Here is a 20,948-nt window from a genome sequence, read left to right as displayed (position 1 = left end):
CGCTGCTGCACCCGCCAGCCTTTTGGCTCTACGCCTGGGCGGTTCGGGAGGGGATGTGCACTCGGGAGGGCGGATCCGGGATTCTCTCCTCCCCAAGCGCCACCTCCACCCGAAGCGCACGCCACACCCCGCAGCCTGGGCATTTCGGGAGGGGAAATGCACCCGGGAGGGCCGATCCGAGGAATTCTCTCCTCCGCAAGCGTCATCTCCTCCCGAAGAGCACGCCGTAGCCCGCCGCCCGGGCCGTTCGGGAGGGGATGTGCACCCGGGAGGGCGCATCCGAGGATTCTCTCCTCCCCAAGCGCCATCTCCTCCCGGAGCGCACGCCGAACCCCGCCGCCCGTACCCCGCCGCCCGGGCCGTTCGGGAGGGGATGTGCACCCAGGAGGGCGGATCCGGGGATTCTCTCCTCCCGACGCGCCATCTCCTCCCGGAGCGCACGCGGCACTCACACGGCGGAAGAATCCGCCCGCACGCGGCGGGCGCCTCCCGCTCACCGAACCCGCGGAGCCCGGGCCCGGCCCCACCGAACCCGCAGAGCCCGAGCCCGGCCCCACCGAACCCGCGGAGCACGAGCCCGGACCCACAAACCCGCGTCACCGCCGAACCCCCCGAACCCGGCTACGCGGGTCAGCTCACCCGCGTCGGAGGTGCGTCAGCTCTCGTCGCCGCGAGCGCCGAAGACGATCTCATCCCACGACGGCATCGACGAGCGTCCCTTGCGACGCCCGCCAGCGTCGGATGATGGGGTGCTTCGCGACGGATCAGCGTCCTGGCCGGGGGAGGGGGAGTCGTCGTATCCGGGCTCCAGCGCGTCGAACAGCGCCACCGGCGCCGCCGAGTGTCGCGCCTCGGCCTCCGCACCCGTGCCGGGGAGGGGCTCCCGCTGGCCGCGACGGCGCCGCAACGCCTCGAGAAGGTCAGCGGTCTCCGTCGATGTCACAGGAATCTCCGGCGCCCGCTTGATGGCCGCATCCTGAGCGGACGGTCCCGCAAAAGGCGAGTCGGGGATCGGCTCGGTGTCGTTCTCCATGCGTCGCGGACCGAATGCTCCACTGTCGAAGCGCGAGTCGTCCTTGGCCGCCGGCACGTCCAGCGCGCGCAGACGCGGGATGAGGCCCTCCGGAAGGGATCCCTGCCGCGACAGCTGGATCGCATCCGCGTTCTGCGGCGACAGCGTGCTGCGCCGCGGATCGTAGCCCCACCGCGCATCGTGATCGATGGCGCTCGCTGTGAACTCGAGCTTGACGATCCAGCCGGTCGATTCCTTCCAGCTGCTCCACCGCTCACCCGTGGCGTGGGCCTCGGCAAGTTTGGCGCGCACCGCTGCGCCGAAGGTGACGTGCTCGTGCTCCAGCTCACCACCGAGCAGCACGGGCACGGCGAGAGCCTGCCCGACGATGTGCTCGCGCTCGGCGAGGACAGGATGCTCGAACTTCACCACGTCCTCGAGGCGGGCGCCCATCAGCACGGCGACTTCCTGCGCCGAGAGGCCGGCACGGATGTGCGCCTGCACTTCCCGGGGGCTCGGGCGCGGCCCGCGTTCCTCGGTGCTGCGTTCGCGACGGGCGCGGCGCATTTCGCCGCGCAGCACTTCATCGACAGCGAGAGTGAACCTCTCGCCGGAGTCGGTCGCCAGGACCAGGAGATTTTCCTCGGTGCCGATGACTTTGAGCTGTTCCATGCGAAACACCCCTTCGATCTGCGGTCAGCGCCCATGCTGACACAGGCCCCGCTCACCACCGGGAATATCGCGGGCGCGCCGCGCGTTTTGCCGATATCCCGAACCACACAGGCGATGTCGTCGCGCGTGTATTTGCGAAACGACGGTCGGTCATGCAAACTATGGCCGCCCGCTCGGGCGACGCACCCCCTGTTTATTTGAAAGAAGAGACGTTCACGCATGGCCACCGATTACGACGCCCCCCGCAAGACCGAGGACGACAGCGAGTCGATCGAGGCCCTGAAGGAGCGCGTGCCGGACAAGACCTCTGGTGCAATCGACGTCGAGGACGCCGACAACCCCTCGGGCTTCGAACTGCCCGGCGCCGACCTTTCCGACCTGGAACTCGACGTCGTTGTGCTCCCCCCGCAAGAGGACGAGTTCACCTGTTCCAACTGCTTCCTCGTGAAGCACCGCTCACAGCTCGACCACGAGACCGGCTCCGGCCCTATCTGCCGGGAATGCGCGGCTTGACCTGAGCGCGGCGGATCGCCGCCGCCAACCGATCCGGCGTGCGCGTGGAAATCACCCACGCCGGAGTCGGGTCGTCCGGGTCGGTCACGGGAATCGTGACCACCCCGTCGATCCCACCGCGAATCAGCATCCATGACCGGCCATCGATGCCTGCGCCGCGCGCCATCCGCGCCTCGTCGCCGGTCACCGCAACCGGATCGCCCAGCAGACCCGCGTCGATGTGCGCCGCTCCCGCGTGCAGCACGCCGTCACGCACCTCCACCACGGGGGCGAGGGCGACGAGAGCGGCAACCACCCCCACCCCCACGACTGCGCCGGCGATGAGCGCGATCGTGCGATCGATCGGGGCGAACACGAGCGCCGCCATCGGACCGCACACGGCGGCAGCGACCAGCGCCCACAGAGACGGGCTCAGCCGCTCCCGATAGGTGATTGCCTCGCGGATGCTGCACCTTCCCATCTGCATTACCCTCGTGGGGTGACCGATACCGTCGACGTGCCCATTATCGCCGCCGCGGCTCCCGCGTATGCGCACCCGGGCGATGCCGGCGCCGATCTGACGGCGGCGGAGTCCGTGCGACTCGAGCCCGGCGAGCGAGCCCTGGTGAGCACGGGCGTGCGCATCGCCCTCCCCGACGGCTACGTCGCCTTCGTCGTTCCCCGCAGCGGGCTGGCCGCGAAGCACGGCATCACGATCGTCAACGCACCCGGCACCGTGGACGCCGGCTACCGGGGCGAGATCAAGGTCGCGCTGCTGAACACCGATGCGCGCGAACCGTTCGATGTATCGGTGGGCGACCGCATCGCCCAGTTGATCGTGATGCCCGTACCGCAGGTGCGGTTCGTTCCCGTCGACGTCCTCCCCGACAGCGCCCGAGGCGAGGGCGGTTTCGGGTCCACCGGTTACTCCAGCCAGCAAGGGACCCGCGCATGACCGATCTTCCCCCCGAGACGCCCGCCGTCAAGGAATCTCCCACCGACCGTGACGTCGCCGGACCCTTCGACGAGTCCGAGGCGAACCCGGTCCGCCCGTACATCGATCTGGGCGGCATCAAGGTCCTCCCGAGGGAGGGCTTGAACCTCCGGCTCGAGGTCGAAGAGCAGACCAAGCGCATCGTCGCCGTGGGCCTGGACTACGCCGACTCCACCCTGCAGGTTCAGCCGTTCGCGGCACCGCGCACGACCGGCCTGTGGACCGAGACCCGCGATCAGATCCGCCAGCAGGTCCGTCAGCAGGGTGGCCGTGTCGAGGAACGCGAGGGTCCGCTCGGGCCCGAGCTTCTCGCCGAGGTACCCGTCACCGCCGGCGCCGACGGGGCCAGCAAGCGCCTCGCCCGGTTCGTCGGCGTCGACGGGCCGCGCTGGTTCCTCCGTGGAGTCATCGGCGGCGCGGCGACCAGTGACACGGATGCTGCGGCCAAGGTCGAGGATCTCTTCCGCTCGATCGTCGTCGTGCGCGGAACGGCGCCGATGCCGCCGCGCGATCTCATCCCTCTCAAGATGCCCGCCACCCCGGGTACCACGTGACCGATCCGAAGGACCCCCGAGAGCCCGCGTCGCCGGGTGTGGAGGCGGCACACGGCACGCCCGAGACGCCGCCGCCCGCCTCCGAGGCGCTGGGGGCGGCGCTCGGCGCCGCCGCCCGCCGGGCCGGGCTCGACCCGTCACGCAACGCCTCCACCGGTGCGGCGGTCTGGACCGCGATGGGCGGATGGCGCGGCATCCTGGAGTCGGTGCTACCGAGCCTGGCGTTCGTGATCCTGTTCACGGCGACCCACGACCCCGACGCCGGGCAGGGGAACCTCTGGCTGAGCCTGGGAGTGTCCGTCGGCATCGCCGTGGTGTTCACGGTCGTCCGTCTGGTCCAGCGCGGACCCGCCGGCGCCGCCCTCGGCGGCCTCATCGCCACGGCCGCGGCTGCCGCCCTCGCGTTGTGGACCGGTCGCGGCCAGGACAACTTCGTTCTCGGGTTCTTCACCAACGGCATCTACGGGTCGGCGTTTCTCGTCACGGCATTGATCGGATGGCCCTTGATCGGACTGGCCGTCGGCTTCCTCATGAACGAGGGCACACGGTGGCGGACCAATGTCCGCAAGCGGCGGGTGTTCTTCTGGCTCTCGCTGGCGTGGGCCGCGCTCTTCGCCGCCCGCCTGTTCGTCCAGCTCCCGTTCTACTTCGCGGGTGACGTCACGACGCTCGGAACCCTGAAGATCGCGATGGGGCTGCCGCTGTTCGCGCCCCTCCTCGCGGTCACCTGGCTCGCCGTGCGGGCGCTCTATCCGCCCCGGCAAACCTGATACATTTATCTCGACATCAAGATAAATTCCCGCCCCCGCCGGTTAGGTCAACCTTCCTAGCTCCCGCGGAATGCGACAGGGAAGATGGGAAGACGGGCTCGCCCGCATTCGCCGACGAAGGAGACGAACGTGTCCACGGTTGACAGCTTCGGTGCCAAGAGCACCCTGACGGTCGGCAGCACCGACTACGAGATCTTCCGGATCGATTCGGTCGACGGCTACGAGAAGCTCCCCTTCAGTCTCAAGGTCCTCCTGGAGAACCTTCTGCGCACGGAGGACGGCGCCAACATCACGGCCGACCACATCCGGGCGCTCGGCTCATGGGACCCCTCGGCCGAGCCCGACACCGAGATCCAGTACACGCCGGCGCGCGTCGTCATGCAGGACTTCACCGGCGTGCCCTGCATCGTCGACCTCGCCACCATGCGCGAGGCCGTCGCCGACCTCGGTGGCGACCCGACCAAGATCAACCCGCTCGCGCCGGCCGAACTCGTCATCGATCACTCGGTCATCGCCGACCTCTTCGGCACGCCGAACGCATTCGAGCGCAACGTCGAGATCGAATACGAGCGCAACGGTGAGCGGTACCAGTTCCTCCGCTGGGGTCAGACGGCGTTCGACGACTTCAAGGTCGTCCCGCCCGGAACCGGCATCGTGCACCAGGTGAACATCGAGCACCTGGCCAAGGTGACCTTCACCCGTGAGGTCGACGGCGTGCTCCGCGCGTACCCCGACACGTGCGTGGGTACCGACTCCCACACGACGATGGTGAACGGCCTCGGAGTGCTGGGCTGGGGCGTCGGTGGTATCGAGGCCGAGGCCGCGATGCTCGGCCAGCCCGTGTCGATGCTCATTCCCCGTGTCGTCGGGTTCAAGCTGACCGGCTCCATCCCGACCGGCGTGACGGCGACCGACGTCGTGCTCACGATCACCGACCTGCTGCGTAAGCACGGCGTGGTCGGCAAGTTCGTCGAGTTCTACGGCGAGGGCGTCGCCTCGGTGCCGCTGGCCAACCGCGCGACCATCGGCAACATGAGCCCGGAGTTCGGTTCGACCGCGGCGATGTTCCCCATCGACGACGTGACCCTCGACTACCTGCGTCTCACCGGGCGCAGTGACGAGCAGGTGGCGCTCGTCGAGGCGTACTCCAAGGCTCAGCACCTCTGGCACGACCCGGCGACCGAGCCCTCGTTCAGCGAGTACATGGAGCTCGACCTCTCCACCGTCGTGCCGTCGATCGCCGGTCCGAAGCGCCCCCAGGACCGCATCGAGCTGTCCCGTTCCAAGGAGCAGTTCGGGCACGACCTGCTGGACTACGCCGAGCCCGGCGCACACACGCCCGTCGATGCGGCGGTGGAGGGGACCTTCCCGGCATCCGACCCGATCGGCTTCACGCCGCAGGACGAGCACAGCCAGGGCGAGCCGCCCACGGAGGTCAGCCACCAGCACGAGCACGACGCGCAATCGCTGGCGCACGCGCCCTCGACGGTGTCCAAGCCGACGAAGGTGACGCTGGAGGGCGGGGAGTCCTTCATGCTGGACCACGGCGCGGTCACGATCGCGGCGATCACCTCGTGCACGAACACCTCGAACCCCTCCGTCATGCTCGCGGCGGGCCTGCTCGCCCGTAATGCCGCGCAGAAGGGGCTGAAGGCCAAGCCGTGGGTCAAGACGACCCTGGCGCCCGGATCCAAGGTCGTCACGGACTACTACGACAAGGCCGGTCTCACGGGCGATCTCGAGGCCCTCGGCTTCTACACCGTCGGCTACGGCTGCACCACCTGCATCGGCAACTCGGGCCCCCTCATCGAGGAGGTCTCGGAGGCGGTCAACCAGAACGACCTCGCTGTCACGGCGGTGCTCTCGGGCAACCGCAACTTCGAAGGTCGCATCAACCCCGACGTGAAGATGAACTACCTCGCGTCGCCCCCGTTGGTGATCGCGTACGCCCTCGCCGGGTCGATGAACTTCGACTTCGAGACGGATGCGCTGGGCAAGGACGCGGACGGGAACGACGTGTTCCTGCGCGACGTGTGGCCGAGCGCCGACGAGGTGCAGGCCACGATCGACTCCTCGATCTCGACCGACATGTTCGACACGCAGTACGCGAGCGTGTTCGACGGTGACGAGCGGTGGCGTTCGCTTCCCACCCCGACCGGCGCGACCTTCGAATGGGACGACGCTTCCACCTACGTGCGCAAGCCCCCGTACTTCGAGGGCATGACGATCGAGCCCGATGCGGTGTCCGACATCTCCGGCGCCCGCGTGCTGGCGAAGCTGGGTGACTCGGTCACGACCGACCACATCTCGCCCGCCGGCTCGATCAAGGCCGACAGCCCCGCCGGTCAGTACCTCATGGGGCACGGCGTGGATCGGAAGGACTTCAACTCCTACGGATCGCGCCGAGGCAACCACGAGGTCATGATCCGCGGCACGTTCGCGAACATCCGCCTGCGCAACCAGCTCCTCGACGGCGTGGAGGGCGGCTACACCCGCGACTTCACCCAGGACGGCGCGCCGCAGGCCTTCATCTACGACGCGTCGCAGAACTACCAGGCGGCGGGCACCCCCCTGGTGATCCTCGCCGGCAAGGAATACGGCTCCGGATCGTCGCGCGACTGGGCCGCCAAGGGCACCAGCCTCCTCGGAGTGCGTGCGGTCATCGCAGAAAGCTACGAGCGCATCCACCGTTCCAACCTCATCGGCATGGGTGTCGTGCCGCTGCAGTTCCCGGCGGGGGAGTCGGCGGCGTCGCTCGGCCTGGACGGGACCGAGATCATCTCGGTGTCGGGCATCGCTCAGCTCAACGAGGGCACGACGCCGCGCACCGTGCGGGTCACCGCCCAGCCGAGCGACGCGTCGGCCGAAGGCAAGCAGCCGATCGAGTTCGATGCCGTCGTTCGCATCGATACGCCCGGCGAGGCGGACTACTACCGCAACGGCGGCATCCTGCAGTACGTGCTGCGTTCGCTCGTCTGAACGCGCGCGTCGGTGGCCCCGGGGGAGACCTCGGGGCCACCGGCCGTTTGCCGGCGGATGCGGCGCAACGGTACACACGGATGCCTTTTCCCGCGCGTACAGGCATCGTCCAAGAGTGCGCGGCTAAACTCTGAGCACGACGCCCGGCGTCGCGACCGGCCGAAGAAGGGTCTCATGGAGCTGCTGCCGACAATCCGGAATCCGCGCGACATCGATGCGCTGGACCTTCCGCAGCTGCAGCAGCTCGCCGCCGAGATCCGCTCGTTCCTCGTGGAGAACGTCGCCCGTACGGGTGGGCATCTCGGTCCCAATCTCGGCGTCGTCGAACTCACCATCGCCATCCATCGCGTCTTCGACTCGCCGGCCGACCCGATCATCTTCGACACGGGCCACCAGTCGTACGTCCACAAGCTCCTCACGGGGCGTCAGGACTTCTCCGGCCTCCGCTCGCGGGGCGGGCTCGCGGGTTACCCGCAGCGCTCGGAGAGCCCCCACGACGTGGTGGAGTCCTCCCACGCCTCCAGCTCGCTGAGCTGGGCGGACGGCGTCTCGCGCGCCTTCACCCGCACCGGACGCCGGGACCGGCATGTGGTCGCCGTCGTCGGCGACGGCGCGCTGACCGGCGGGATGACGTGGGAGGCGCTCAATAACATCACCGACGACAACGACCGCAACCTGGTCATCGTCGTCAACGACAACGGCCGCTCCTACGCCCCGACCATCGGCGGAATGGCGCGCTATCTCAACCGTGTGCGCACGGCTGACACGTACCGCACGCTGCACCGCGGCTCTGATTCACTGTTCCGTCGGCTCGGCCCCGCGGCCCGCGCGCTGTACCGCGGCGTGCGGGGCGGCACGCACGGGTTCCTCTCGCGATTCACCAACAACGCGGCGCTGTACTCCAACCTCGACATCAAGTACCTCGGACCGGTCGACGGTCACGACCTCGAAGTGCTCCTGGAGACGCTGGAACTGGCGAAGTCGTACGGCGCCCCGGTCATCGTCCACACCATCACCGACAAGGGACGGGGCTTCGGTCCGGCCCGAAGCGACGTGGCCGACCAGTTCCACGCCGTCGGGCGGATCGACCCGGTGACCGGCGAGCCGCTTTCCCTCAGCGGCGGCAACGACTGGACGGACGTGTTCGCCGACGAGCTCGCCGCCATCGGCGCGGAACGCGAGGACGTCATCGCGATGACCGCGGCGATGCTGCGCCCCACCGGCCTGCAGGTGTTCGCCGAGCGCTTCCCCGAGCGGGTGTACGACGTCGGCATCGCCGAGCAGCACGCCGTCGCCTCCGCGGCGGGCTTGGCGTTCGGCGGGCTGCATCCCGTCGTGGCCATGTATGCGACGTTCATGAACCGCGCCTTCGACCAGGTGCTGATGGATGTCGGGCTGCATGGAGCGGGCGTCACGTTCGCGCTCGATCGCGCGGGCATCACCGGCCCGGACGGTCCCAGCCACCACGGGATCTGGGATCTCGCCATGCTCCAGCTGGTGCCGCGCATCCGTATCGCCGCACCCCGCGATGCGGCGCGCCTGCGTGAAGAGCTGCGCGAAGCGGTGGCCGTGGACGACGCTCCGACGGTGGTGCGCTACCCGAAGGGTGCGGCCGCGCCCGACCTCCCCGCGCTCGAGCGCCTGGCCGACGGGGTCGACGTGCTGGTCCGCTCGGACGCGGAGGATGTGCTCCTGATCGGCATCGGACCGATGGCTCATATCGCGGTCGACGTCGCGGAGCGTCTGCGCGCGCAAGGAATCGGCGCCACGGTGGTCGATCCGCGCTGGGTGATCCCGGTTCAGCCGTCCATCGTGGACCTCGCCGCGCGCCACCGCCTCGTCATCACGATCGAAGACGGCATCCGCGTCGGCGGGGTCGGTACACGGATCCGGCAGGTTCTCCGCGAGTCCGGAGTCGATACCGCCGTCGACGAACTGGGCGTCCCGGACGAATTCATCCCGCACGCCTCGCGCGATCAGATCCTGGATGACGCCGGCCTCACGCCCGCGAAGATCGCCCAGGATGTGGTGTCCCAGGTGCTCGGCACCCGCATCCCCGTCGCGCGGCCCACGGAGCAGCAGCCCGTGTGGTTGATGGACGTCTCCGCGCGACGCGACGCGCGCGAGCGCTGACCCGACCCGCCACCGCCAGGAAGCGCCTGCCGCCCGTTCGGCGCTCCTTCCACCGCGGACGCCAAGAGGGCGGCCCCGAAGGACCGCCCTCACCTGCAATGCTGTTCAGCTGCCGATGCCGCGGATCGGCGGGTGGTGGAAGGTGTCGCCGAAAACCCGCTCCGATGCACCCTCGCGGTCGAGGTAGGGCGATGCGCCGCCGTCGATGAACGGCCAGCCGGCGCCGAGGATCAGGCAGAGGTCGATGTCTTCGACTTCGGGCACGACCCCCTCGTCGAGCATGATCTTGATCTCCTGCGCGAGTCCGTCCTGCACTCGGCGGAGGATGGCCTCTTCGGATGCGGGGGACGAGCCGGTCTTCAGCACCTTCTGCGCGGCCTTCGTCCAGCCGGTGACCCGGCCGCTCTTGTCCTTCTCCACGACCTGAGGAAGCTCGGCAAGCTCGTGGAAGTTCTCCGACGCGAAGAAGCGGTCGGGGAAGGCAGAAGCCATGGTGTCCTGCACGTGTGCGGCCACCTTCCAGCCCACCAGGTCGATGAGCTGGAACGGCGTCATGGGCAGACCGAGGGGTCCGAAGGCCTTTTCAACCGTGAGGAGCGGCGTACCTTCGAACATCGCACGCGCGGCCTCACCCATCACGATGGCGAGCAAGCGATTCACGACGAACCCGGGGGAGTCCGCGGTGAGCACCGCGTTCTTACCGAGATTCTTGGCGACCACGAAGGCGGTCGACAGGGCCGCGTCCGATGTTCCGGGAGTGCGCACGATCTCGATGAGCGGCATGACGGCGACCGGGTTGAAGAAGTGGAAGCCGACCAGTCGCTCGGGGTGGGTGAGGTTGGCGCCGATCTCCTCGACCGAGAGGGACGAGGTGTTCGTCGCGAGGATCGCGTCGTCGGCGATGATCGCTTCGATCTGCGCGAAGACCTGCTGCTTGACGCCGACCTCCTCGAAGACGGCCTCGATCACGAAGTCGCAATCGGAGAACTCGCCCTTGTCGGTCGTGCCGCGCACCAGCGCACGGAGCCGGTTCGCGGCGTCCGAGTCGAGCCGACCCTTGGCCTCGAGCTTGCCGATCTCCTCGTGGATGGAGGCGACGCCCTTGTCGACGCGCGCCTGATCGAGGTCGGTGATGAGCACAGGAACCTGCAGCTTGCGCACGAACAGCAGTGCGAACTGACTGGCCATGAGGCCCGCGCCGATGATGCCGACCTTGGTCACCTTCTTCGCCAGCGCCTTGTCCGGCGCCCCCACGGGCCGTTTAGCCCGCTTCTGCACGAGATCGAACGCGTACATGGATGCGGCGAACTGGTCGCCCACGATCAGATCGGCCAGGGCCTCGTCCTCACGGGCGAACCCCTCGGCCTTGGTGCCGCTCTTGGCCTTGTCGAGCAGATCCAGCGCGACATACGGGGAGCGTGGCACGGTGCCGATCCGGCTCTCGAGCATGCCGCGGGCCATCTTGATCGCAATGGGCCACTTCGTCAGGCGTTCGATCTTCCCCGGCTCGTGCTTCCGCGAGACCTTCACCGCGCCGGTGAGGACGCCGTCGGCCCAGCGCAGCGAATCCTCGAGGTAGTTGGATGCCGGGAAGATCGCGTCCATGATGCCCAGGTCGAATGCCTGCTGCGGCTTCAGCATCCGGTTCTGCTTGAGCGGGTTGGAGATCACGACCTCGAGGGCGTTCTCGATCCCGATGAGATTCGGGAGCAGGTACGCACCGCCCCACCCCGGGATGATGCCGAGGAACACCTCGGGCAGCGCGATCGCCGCCGCCGACGCATCCACGGTGCGGTAGGTGGAATTCAGCGCGATCTCGAGGCCGCCTCCGAGCGCGAGACCGTTCACGAACGCGAACGAGGGCACGCCCAGTTCGGACAGTGAGCCGAGCACCTGGTGTCCGCGCTGCGCGATGAGTCGTGCGACATCCTTCGACGGCAGGTTCGCCACCTCGGAGAGGTCGGCTCCTGCCGCCAGGATGTACTGCTTCCCGGTGGTCGCGACCGCGTCGATCTCGCCGGCGGAGGCGCGCTTCTTCAGCCGGCCCAAGGTTGCACCGAGCTCGGCGAGCGTCGCAGGGCCCAGAGTGTTCGGCCGGGTGTGGTCACGACCGTTGTCGAGCGTGATGAGGGCGAGCACCTTGCCCGAGGCGAGCCGGATGTCGCGAACACGCGACTGCGTGACGACCTCGTCGGCGGACAGGGACTCCAGAACGGTGAAATCGATGTCGTCGTAACTCGTCATGTGCACTTACTTCCGCTTCTTGCCGTTGAAGTACGGGTTCTCCCAGATGACCGATCCGCCCTGGCCGAGGCCGACGCACATCGCCGTCAGGCCGTAGCGGACATCGGGGCGCTCCTGGAACTGTGCGGCGAGCTGGATCATGAGCCGAACGCCGGATGCGGCGAGGGGGTGGCCCACCGCGAGAGCGCCTCCCCACGCGTTGACGCGCGGGTCGTCGTCGGCGATGCCGAAGTGATCGAGGAGCGAGATCACCTGGATGGCGAACGCCTCATTGAGTTCGAACAGCCCGATGTCGTCGATGGTGAGTCCGGCCTTGCGCAGAGCCTTCTCGGTCGACGGGATGGGGCCGATGCCCATGATCTCGGGCTGCACGCCGGCGAACGCGAACGACACCATGCGCATCTTGGGCTGGAGACCCAGCTCCTTCACGGCGTCCCCGCCGGCCAGGAGCGACACGGTCGCCCCGTCGGTGAGCGGTGAGGAGGTGCCGGCCGTGACCCGTCCGTGCGGGCGGAACGGCGTCTTGAGGGCGGCGAGACCCTCCATGGTCGTCTCCGGGCGGCGGCCCTCGTCTTCGGTCGCGAGACCCCACGCGCCTTCCGCATCCTTGACGGCCACCGGAACCAGATCGGGCTGGATCTTGCCGGCCTCGTACGCGGCCTGCAACTTGTGCTGGCTCAGCATCCCGTAACGGTCGGCGCGCTCCTTCGTCAGGTGCGGGAATCGGTCGTGGATGCGCTCGGCGGTCACGCCCATGTTCAGCGCGCCCGGATCGACGAGCTTCTCCGCAACGAAACGCGGGTTGGGGTCGGTGTTCGCACCGATCGGGTGCCGGCCCATGTGCTCCACACCGCCGGCGAGGGCGATGTCGTACTGGCCGAAGCCGATCGACGCGCCCATCGTCGTGACGCTCGTCATCGCGCCTGCGCACATGCGGTCGATGGCCAGTCCGGGCACCGACTGCGGGAGGCCGGCGAGGATCGCGGCCGTGCGTCCCAGCGTGAGTCCCTGGTCGCCGGTCTGCGAGGTCGCCGCGATCGCTACGTCGTCGATGCGGTCCTTCGGCACCTGCGCGTTGCGTTCCATCAGTCCGATGATCGCCTTGACGACGAGGTCATCCGCGCGGGTGTTCCAGTACATGCCCTTCTCGCCGGCGCGGCCGAACGGCGTGCGCATTCCATCGACGAAAAAGACGTCCGAGATGTCGGGCACTCTGCCTCCAAGAGTAGGGATGCCGCCAGCCTAGGAGCGCCCATCGGCCGCCCCGAATCGGTTGGATCGAACCTACGAATCCTCGGACGAGGCCTCGTCCGGCTCTTTGACGGATTCTACAAAGGCATCGGCGATTAGCTGTGCGGTCTGCTCAATCTGCCACTCGCGCGCACCGAGTTCCCGCAAGGCGAGCCCGATCTCGTCAGCGGTCGGGTCGAGCGGCGGCGCCCAGGCGAGCCGGCGGAGCAGGTCGGGCGTGAGCAGATTCTCCGTCGGCATCCCGAGCTCTTCCGCGCGCGCCTCGACGACGGGGCGCACCGCGCGCAACCGGGCGTCGGCTTCCGGATTGCGATCGGCCCAGGCCCGCGGGGGAGGAAGCGTGTCGGAGGGCACACGGTCGGGAGGAAGTTCCTCCGCGGCGCGACCCTCCACGATGGCGTTCCACCACCGGTCGAGCTGCGATCGGCTGGCGCGGCCGTTGAACTCTTTGATGCTCGCGAGTTCCTGCTTGGACTGGGGATCGGCGAGCACGGCCGCCACGAGCGATCGGTCGGGCACGAGGCGGCCGGGGGCGACGTCCTGTTCCCGCGCGAAGTCCTCACGGGCCTGCCACAGCGAGCGCGCGACGGCAAGCGAGCGACGCCCGCGCACGGTGTGCAGCCCGCTCAGCCGGCGCCACGGGTCTTCACGGGGCGGCTTCGGCGTGCGCGTGCGCACCGCTTCGAACTCCTCGGCGGCGTAAGCGGTCTTCCCCTGCTCCTCGAGCTGGACGACGAGGGCGTCGTGCACATCCAGGAGGTGGGCGACATCCAGAGCCGCATACTCCAGCCACGACTGCGGAAGCGGTCGCGTGGACCAGTCGGCGGCCGAATGGGCCTTCGCCAGAGTGATCCCGAGGGTCGACTCGACCACGGCGCCCAGGCCCACTCGTTCATGCCCCAACAGCCGTGCCGCAAGCTCCGTATCGAAGATCTTGGGGGGCTCGAGGCCACGTTCCCGGAGCGATGGCAGATCCTGGCTCGCCGCATGGAAGACCCACTCGGCGTCGCCGATAGCCTCCTGCAGCGGAGCGAAGTCGTCGATCTGCGTCGGGTCGAACAAGAAGTTGCCCGCGCCGCGACGGAACACCTGAATCAGGTAGGCGCGTTGCGAATAGCGGAATCCGGAGGCACGCTCCACGTCGACAGCGACGGGTCCGGTACCTGCGGCGAGCGCGCGAACGGCTGCTGAGAACCCGTCCGTGTCGGCGATCACGGCGTAATCAGTCACTCACAGTCCTTCGTGCGCCGAACACGGCGATTCCCTCGGAGCCCGGCGGCAGCCCGGCCAGCATGCACACCAGCTCAGCCCATGCTTCCACATGTGGGCCGAAGGGTCCCTCCGGCGACCACGATGCGCGCAACTCGATCTGTGCTCCGTCGCCGTGGGCGGACAGAGAGCCGAACCCTTTCGACAGTGTTTTCGTGGCCGTTCCCGACGCGGAATGGTAGCCCGCGCCACGCGAGGCGAGGGCGTCGGTGAGCCACGACCATGCCACGTCCGCCAGCATCGGGTCGGTGCCGATCTCCGTCTCCAGCGGTGCCTGCGCGAAGCAGACGATGCGCCACGCGCCCTCCCACGGCTCGGGCTCGACGGGATCGTGCAACAGGATGAAGCGCCCTGTGCCGTACGGCGAGTCCAGCCCGCCCCCGTCGTCAGGTCGGACGTCACCGGCGAGGGCGAGGGCCTCGGGCGCGAGGCCTTCCGGCGCGGGGATCTCGCGCACCGCGAAGTCGGGGCGGAACGCGAGCGAACGCAGGTCGTCGGCCGCACGCGCGAACTCCGTCGGAGACCCGTCGGGAGGAAGGTCGGTCACGGCGACAGACTAGAGTGAGGCCTCGATGAACGCCTCCAGGCGCGCCGCAACCCCCGGCGCCTCTCCCCGGCATGCCGCAGCCTTGCGCACGTCGATCGCGCTCCTGGCGATCTCGCTGGGCGCTGTGGTGACCGCGATCGGAGCGATCACCGTCCGGGTTGCGCGCCGCGTGGTCACACCGGCGGATCGCGTGCCAGACACCCGGATCGTCGACCTCGACACGAGCGCCCAGACGATCACCCTCGAACGCAATGCCGACACCGAGCTGCCCGGACGCTATGGGTTGTTCACCACCGGCACCCTCCCGTACGTCAAGCTCGGATCGGTCCTCTCCGAGGATGAGCGCACGGTCAAGCGCAAGCTGCTCACGCACGTGGGAAGCGGTGCACGCCTGGCCCCGGATGCGGCGTTCAGTGGCTGGTACTTCGACCGCCCCGAGGACCTCCAGCTCCCGTTCCGCAACGAGCTCATCGGGACCTCGATCGGCCCGTGCCCCGCCTGGGTCTTCCCCGCGGCTGTCGACTCGGACCTCTGGGTCATCCAGGTGCATGGCCGGGGCACCACTCGCGCTGAGGCGCTGCGTGCGGTGCCGCTGTTCCACTCGCTCGGGTACACGTCGATGCTGGTGTCGTACCGCAACGATGGCGACGCTCCCCGCAGCCGCACGGGGACCTACGCGCTGGGCGCCACCGAGTGGCGCGACGTGGATGCGGCGATCGGGCACGCTCGGCGCGCCGGCGCGCGCCGAGTGGTGGTGATGGGCTGGTCGATGGGGGGAGCGGTGGCCCTCCAGGTGGAGCTGAATTCCCCTCATCAGGACATGATCGTCGGGCTCATCCTCGAGTCGCCGGTCGTCGACTGGCGGGTCGTGCTGGAATATCAGGCCAAGCAGATGCACCTTCCCGCCCCGGTGACCGGGCTCGCCCTCGGCGCGCTCGGATCCGAGTGGGCATCTCCTGTCGCGCGTACCGGCGCACCGATTCCGTTCGACCGTCTGGACGGCGTCGCCCGCGCCGACGAGCTGCGGCACCCCATTCTCCTGCTGCACAGCGACGATGACGGGTTCGTGCCCTCCGACGCATCCCACCGGCTTGCCGCTGCCCGTCCCGACCTCGTCGAGATGCACACGTTCGCTGTCGCCCGGCACACCAAGCTGTGGAACTACGACCAGGAGCGCTGGTCGCAGGCGATCACCGAGTGGCTGCGGAGGCAGGGGCTCACCGTCGAGGGCGTAGACGCACGTAGCTGAACGCCGCCTCGTCCACCAGCATCCCCGCCACATCGGTGTCGACCCGTGTCGCCACCGGCAGGAAGGGACGCTCGACCGCCTCGAGCACGGGAGCCACGGTCAGGCAGTATTCGTCGATCACGCCGGCTCCGGCGAACCGTCCGGCCAGGGTCGGCCCGCCCTCGCAGACGATGCGGCCCATCCCATGCGCGGTCAGCGCATCGACGATCGCGCGGGGATCGAGTTCGCCCTCGCCTGCCACCGGAAGCACCTGGGCCGCCGGCAGATCGGCGCGGACCCGCACGGACTCTGCGCGGTCTGCCGGACAGACGAGGACCACGCGGTCGGCGGCCTCCGAGAGGCGGTGTCCGTCGAGATCGCCGGTCGCGGTGACGATCGCCAGCACGGAGCGGCGGGGGAGGAGATACCCCTCCGCCCGGACGGTGGCGGCTCCCACCACCACGACGTCGGCATGCGAACGGATGATGCCGAGGATCGCTCGGTCGGTGCGGCTGGTGAGTGTCTCGCTCGTGCCGTCGACGCCGACGGCGGCACCGGTGAGGCTCGTGATCATATTGAGCCGCACGTAGCGCGGCCCGTCCCACGCGTAGACGGATTCCAGCCAGGAGCGTCCTTCGGCGTCGGTGATGTCGTGATCCCGGTCGGCCGCGGGGACGATCTGGCGGACACGCATGTCAGGCGGCGCGCTTGGCCCGTACCTGACGCTTCGCGCGCAGGAGCATGCCGGTCATCCCGGCGATGCGGAGAGGGCTGACGGCGCGCGTGAGGCCGATGCTCTGCGGGAAGTCGTCCGGGATGGCCAGGACCTCCTCCGCACTCAGGCCGCTGATCCCCTGAACGAGGATGCTCGCGAATCCGCGTGTGGTGGGAGCCTCGGCCGGTGCCGTGGCGTGCATCGCCACCCGGTCGTCCGCATCCACGTCCACGACGATGTACACCGGCGACTGGCATTCCACGACCCGCTCGCACATCTCGGGGTGACCGTCGTACTCGGGAGGCACAGCGGGCAGCTCCTGCGAGAACTCGAGCAGCAACTGGAGCCGTTCGGGTTCGTCGAGTTCCAGGAACTCGTCGCGGATGGCGGCCAGCGTTGCGGGGAGAGCGATATCGGTCATCCACGCCATCATCCCACGGGCAGGGTTCCCCGGCTCCGATCGGGAAGCGATCCTGGGGAGAGCGGTCAGCGGATCACACCGCGCCGGGCTCGCTCCCGGTGGCGATCGGGACGCGGACCGCACTTCCCCACTCCGTCCAGGAGCCGTCGTAGTTGCGGACGTTCTCGAACCCGAGGAGATGCTGGAGCACGAACCACGTGTGGCTCGAGCGCTCGCCGATGCGGCAGTAGGCGACGATCTCATCGCCGTCCTTGAGACCCGCGCCGTCGCGGTAGATCGAGTCGAGGTCGGCACGCGACTTGAATCCGCCGTCGGGGGCGACCGCCTTGGCCCACGGAACGTTCTGAGCGGTCGGGATGTGGCCGGCCCGCAGCGCTCCCTCTTCGGGGTAGGCGGGGGCGGTCGTCCGTTCGCCGGAGTACTCCTCCGGGCTGCGGACATCCACCAGTGGTTTGCCGAGGTGGGCGAGCACATCTTCCTTGTAGGCCCGAAGGAGCGCATCATTCCGCTCGACCACGGGGTACTCGGTCCGCTCCCGGGCGGAGGCGTCGGTCGTGAGAGGCCGGCCCTCGGCGACCCACTTGTCACGCCCGCCGTCCAGCAACCGCACGTCTTCGTGTCCGAAGAGGGAGAACACCCACAGCGCGTAGGCGGCCCACCAGTTGTTCTTGTCTCCGTAGATGACGACGGTGTCATCCCGCGAGATGCCCTTCTTGCTGAGCAGCTCGGCGAACCCGGCGCCGTCGATGTAGTCGCGCACCACCGGGTCGTTCAACTCGGTGTGCCAGTCGACCTTGACGGCCCCGGGAATGTGTCGGGTCTCGTACAGCAGCACGTCCTCGTCGGACTCCACGACGACAAGGCCGGGCTCGCCGAGGTGGGCCTCGAGCCAGTCGCCGGTGACGAGACGCCCGGGCGTGGCGTACTCGGCGAACTTCTCCGACGTGGTGTCGTACTCGACGGTCATGGTGGCTCCTCGGTCAGCGCGGTGGGTGGTTCGGCGTAGGCTGGGCACGGCCCCTTCGAGCCTAGATCCGCTGCCAGGGGCGCGGACCACGTTCGTAAAACGGCGACACAGGATGGCGAATGACCTCGACAGGCACCTCCACCGGGACAGGGATCGTCCACCTGGTCGATCGCACCCCGGAAGTGACGGGGTCCGAGATGGTCGCCGCCCTCGTGCCGCCGCCGCAGTTCGACGAGGCCACGTTCGACTCGTATCGCGCTGATGCGGAGTACCCCTCGCAGCAGGAGGCCAAGGAGCGACTCCTGGCTTTCTCCGGCCAGGGTGCACCGGCCGCACGGGGTGGATTCTTCCGGCGCGCCAAGCGGGGCCCCGAAACCAAGCCCGGGGTCTACCTCGACGGCGGTTTCGGCGTCGGTAAGACCCACCTCCTGGCCGCGATCTACCACGCGCTGCCGGCCCGCCGGAAATACTTCGGCTCGTTCATCGAGTACACCGCGCTGGTCGGCGCCCTCGGCTACCAGAACACCGTCGAGCTGTTCCGCGGCTCCGACCTCCTCTGCATCGACGAGTTCGAACTCGACGACCCCGGCGACACGATGGTGATGACGCGTCTGCTCGGCGAGCTCGTGGCATCCGGAACCCGGTTGGCCGCCACATCCAACACGCCGCCGAATGCGCTCGGGGAGGGCCGGTTCGCCGCGCAGGACTTCCTGCGCGAGATCCACGCCATGTCCTCGAGCTTCGACACCATCCGCATCGACGGCACCGACTACCGCCAGCGTGCGATCGACGGCTCGGCCGTCGTGCGCACGCCGGAGGAGTACGCGGCGGACATCGAACGCGTGAGCACCGACGGAGTGGCATCGGACGACGAGTTCGCCGCCCTGGTGGCGCATCTGGCGCGCGTGCACCCGTCGCGCGTCATCCGCCTTCTCGACGACCTGGACCTCATCGGCCTGCGCGATGTCGCCGTACTCACGGACCAGTCGGCAGCGCTGAGGCTCGTGGCCTTCGTCGACCGGGCGTATGACGCGCAGATCCCGATCCGTGCGACGGGAGTGCCGCTGAACGAGGTGTTCGGCACCGAGATGCTCGCCGGTGGGTACCGGAAGAAATACCTTCGGGCGATCTCTCGGCTCGTCGCGCTGACGCACGCCTGAGCTCGGCCGTATTCGACCCTCGACGCCGCACAGCGGTCAAGGATTCCTGTCATCCTCGCGCTGCGCCGAAACACGATGTTTACGCGCGCACCCACCACGTAACAGGCCCGAAACACCGAACGGGGGGCGGTGGTAACCCGCGCTGAGGACACTGGAAGCACCCGACGCTACACCTGCGTCCCTGCAGAGAGGTTCACTTCGAGATGGATCAAGGCAACACAGCATTCATCCTGATAGCGGCAGCACTCGTCCTGCTGATGACGCCAGGACTCGCGTTCTTCTACGGCGGTCTGGTCAAGGCCAAGAGCGTCATCAGCATGATGATGATGAGCTTCGGCGCAATGGGCCTCATCGGCGTGATCTGGGTCCTCTACGGCTACGCCATCGCCTTCCCCGGAGCTGAGGGGATCATCGCGCCGTGGTCGATCGATTGGTCGGCGCTCGGTCTGTCGAGCCTCCTGGAGACTCCGGAAGGCGCCGCCTACCCGCCGCTGGCCTTCGTCGCCTTCCAGGCCACCTTCGCCATCATCACCGTCGCACTCGTCTCGGGCGCCATCGCCGACCGGGCGAAGTTCGGTTCCTGGATGGTCTTCGCCGCTCTGTGGTCCACGATCGTCTACTTCCCGGTCGCCAGCTGGGTATTCAACTTCGGCCTCGGTGACGACGGCAGCTTCGCCTACGGCGGCTGGATCACCTACGGGATGCAGGAGTGGTTCGGCGTCGGCGCGATCGACTTCGCCGGCGGCACGGCCGTGCACATCAACGCCGGTGCTGCAGCTCTCGCTCTCGCGCTCGTGCTCGGTAAGCGCGTCGGATTCCAGAAGGGTGTGCACGTCCCGCACAACCCGCCCTTCGTTCTCCTCGGTGCCGGCCTGCTCTGGTTCGGATGGTTCGGCTTCAACGCCGGTTCCGAGCTCGCCGCCGACGGCACCGCCGCCCTCGCGTTCGTCAACACGATCGCCGCTCCCGCTGCGGCACTGCTGGCCTGGCTTCTCGTCGAGAAGCTCAAGGATGGCAAGCCCACGTCCGTGGGTGCAGCATCCGGTGCCGTTTCCGGCCTGGTCGCGATCACCCCGGCCTGCGCGTCGCTCACGCCGTTCTGGGCGATCGTGCTGGGCCTCGTCGCCGGCGCCGTCTGCGCCCTCGCGGTGGAACTGAAGTACCGGTGGGGCTTTGACGACTCGCTCGACGTGGTGGGCATCCACCTCGTTGGTGGTCTGATCGGTACCCTCTACCTCGGGTTCTTCGCGAACAGCACCGGTCTCATCTACAGCGGTGAGTTCACGCAGCTCCTCGTGCAGGCCATCGCCGCCCTCGCAGTTCTCGTCTACTCCTTCGTGCTCGCCTACATCATCGGCTTCGCGATCGAGAAGACCATGGGCTTCCGCGTGAAGAACGAGGACGAGGTCGCCGGCATCGACACCATCGTGCACGGCGAGGAAGGATACGTCCTGGCCGACAGCCGGTCCTGACCCACACCACCTCGAAGGGGCGTCGCGGATGATCCGCGGCGCCCCTTCCTGTGCGCCCGGTCTCGCTA

General features: G+C 68.6%; 18 protein-coding genes. 9 read left to right on the top strand and 9 right to left on the bottom strand.

The window, feature by feature from the left end; translation table 11 throughout:
- Window positions 1-655: 655 nt before the first annotated feature.
- On the bottom strand, window positions 656-1,684 hold the full coding sequence (sepH, locus tag AC4FS2_RS05990; protein ID WP_491176672.1) for a septation protein SepH: 1,029 nt from the start codon (window positions 1,682-1,684) through the stop codon (window positions 656-658).
- A gap of 219 nt (window positions 1,685-1,903) precedes the next feature.
- On the opposite strand from sepH, the gene AC4FS2_RS05985 reads away from it, so the two are divergent.
- The gene (locus AC4FS2_RS05985) at window positions 1,904-2,197 is read left to right on the top strand and encodes a DUF4193 domain-containing protein (RefSeq protein WP_491152832.1); all 294 of its coding nucleotides are present in this window, start codon (window positions 1,904-1,906) and stop codon (window positions 2,195-2,197) included.
- On the opposite strand, the gene AC4FS2_RS05980 is transcribed toward AC4FS2_RS05985, so the two are convergent.
- Entirely contained in the window at window positions 2,172-2,663 is a 492-nt protein-coding gene (locus AC4FS2_RS05980; RefSeq protein WP_491176670.1) for a DUF3093 domain-containing protein, read from the bottom strand. The genes AC4FS2_RS05985 and AC4FS2_RS05980 overlap by 26 nt on opposite strands.
- A gap of 12 nt (window positions 2,664-2,675) precedes the next feature.
- Here AC4FS2_RS05980 and dut point away from each other — a divergent pair, with 12 nt between their 5' ends.
- The 5 genes from dut to dxs all read left to right on the top strand — a co-directional run bounded on the left by dut (window position 2,676) and on the right by dxs (window position 9,606).
- Entirely contained in the window at window positions 2,676-3,131 is a 456-nt protein-coding gene (gene dut, locus AC4FS2_RS05975) for a dUTP diphosphatase (protein WP_491176669.1), read from the top strand.
- Entirely contained in the window at window positions 3,128-3,724 is a 597-nt protein-coding gene (locus AC4FS2_RS05970; RefSeq protein ID WP_491176667.1) for a DUF3710 domain-containing protein, read from the top strand. The genes dut and AC4FS2_RS05970 overlap by 4 nt, the downstream gene beginning before the upstream one ends.
- A 38-nt stretch (window positions 3,725-3,762) precedes the next feature.
- Window positions 3,763-4,494 carry a DUF3159 domain-containing protein gene (locus AC4FS2_RS05965; protein WP_491177803.1) on the top strand — a complete coding sequence of 244 codons (732 nt, stop codon included), beginning with the start codon at window positions 3,763-3,765 and terminating at the stop codon, window positions 4,492-4,494.
- A gap of 129 nt (window positions 4,495-4,623) precedes the next feature.
- Window positions 4,624-7,473, top strand: a complete 2,850-nt coding sequence (locus tag AC4FS2_RS05960) for an aconitate hydratase (RefSeq protein WP_491176666.1) — start codon at window positions 4,624-4,626, stop codon at window positions 7,471-7,473.
- Between the two features lie 174 nt (window positions 7,474-7,647).
- Window positions 7,648-9,606 (top strand): 1-deoxy-D-xylulose-5-phosphate synthase, encoded by a 1,959-nt coding sequence (gene dxs, locus AC4FS2_RS05955; protein WP_491176664.1) that lies wholly within the window; start codon window positions 7,648-7,650, stop codon window positions 9,604-9,606.
- A gap of 105 nt (window positions 9,607-9,711) precedes the next feature.
- Here dxs and AC4FS2_RS05950 read toward each other — a convergent pair whose 3' ends face one another.
- The 4 genes from AC4FS2_RS05950 to AC4FS2_RS05935 all read right to left on the bottom strand — a co-directional run bounded on the left by AC4FS2_RS05950 (window position 9,712) and on the right by AC4FS2_RS05935 (window position 14,917).
- Entirely contained in the window at window positions 9,712-11,850 is a 2,139-nt protein-coding gene (locus tag AC4FS2_RS05950; RefSeq protein WP_491176663.1) for a 3-hydroxyacyl-CoA dehydrogenase NAD-binding domain-containing protein, read from the bottom strand.
- A gap of 6 nt (window positions 11,851-11,856) precedes the next feature.
- The gene (locus tag AC4FS2_RS05945) at window positions 11,857-13,062 is read right to left on the bottom strand and encodes a thiolase family protein (protein ID WP_491152850.1); all 1,206 of its coding nucleotides are present in this window, start codon (window positions 13,060-13,062) and stop codon (window positions 11,857-11,859) included.
- Window positions 13,063-13,134: 72 nt separating this feature from the next.
- On the bottom strand, window positions 13,135-14,331 hold the full coding sequence (locus AC4FS2_RS05940) for a ribonuclease D (protein ID WP_491152852.1): 1,197 nt from the start codon (window positions 14,329-14,331) through the stop codon (window positions 13,135-13,137).
- Entirely contained in the window at window positions 14,324-14,917 is a 594-nt protein-coding gene (locus AC4FS2_RS05935) for a DUF3000 domain-containing protein (protein WP_491152853.1), read from the bottom strand. The genes AC4FS2_RS05940 and AC4FS2_RS05935 overlap by 8 nt, the downstream gene beginning before the upstream one ends.
- A 25-nt stretch (window positions 14,918-14,942) precedes the next feature.
- Between AC4FS2_RS05935 and AC4FS2_RS05930 the strand changes: the two genes are divergently transcribed.
- Window positions 14,943-16,166, top strand: coding sequence for an alpha/beta hydrolase family protein (locus tag AC4FS2_RS05930; protein WP_491176661.1), 1,224 nt, complete (start codon window positions 14,943-14,945; stop codon window positions 16,164-16,166).
- Here AC4FS2_RS05930 and AC4FS2_RS05925 read toward each other — a convergent pair.
- From AC4FS2_RS05925 to AC4FS2_RS05915, 3 genes are all read right to left on the bottom strand, one after another.
- Entirely contained in the window at window positions 16,135-16,839 is a 705-nt protein-coding gene (locus tag AC4FS2_RS05925) for a dihydrofolate reductase family protein (protein ID WP_491176660.1), read from the bottom strand. The two genes, AC4FS2_RS05930 and AC4FS2_RS05925, sit on opposite strands and share 32 nt — an antisense overlap.
- 1 nt (window position 16,840) lies before the next feature.
- Window positions 16,841-17,281, bottom strand: a complete 441-nt coding sequence (locus AC4FS2_RS05920) for a SufE family protein (protein WP_491176659.1) — start codon at window positions 17,279-17,281, stop codon at window positions 16,841-16,843.
- Between the two features lie 73 nt (window positions 17,282-17,354).
- Window positions 17,355-18,248 (bottom strand): sulfurtransferase, encoded by an 894-nt coding sequence (locus AC4FS2_RS05915; RefSeq protein WP_491176656.1) that lies wholly within the window; start codon window positions 18,246-18,248, stop codon window positions 17,355-17,357.
- 119 nt (window positions 18,249-18,367) lie between these two features.
- Between AC4FS2_RS05915 and zapE the strand changes: the two genes are divergently transcribed.
- The gene (gene zapE, locus AC4FS2_RS05910) at window positions 18,368-19,408 is read left to right on the top strand and encodes a cell division protein ZapE (protein WP_491176654.1); all 1,041 of its coding nucleotides are present in this window, start codon (window positions 18,368-18,370) and stop codon (window positions 19,406-19,408) included.
- Between the two features lie 203 nt (window positions 19,409-19,611).
- Entirely contained in the window at window positions 19,612-20,880 is a 1,269-nt protein-coding gene (locus tag AC4FS2_RS05905) for an ammonium transporter (RefSeq protein WP_491152863.1), read from the top strand.
- The last annotated feature ends 68 nt before the right edge of the window (window positions 20,881-20,948 follow it).

It is taken from the genome of Microbacterium sp. Z10_103 (assembly GCF_058310455.1).
Note: the sequence above shows the minus strand (reverse complement) of the source record. Positions and strands in the feature narration are given on the sequence as shown.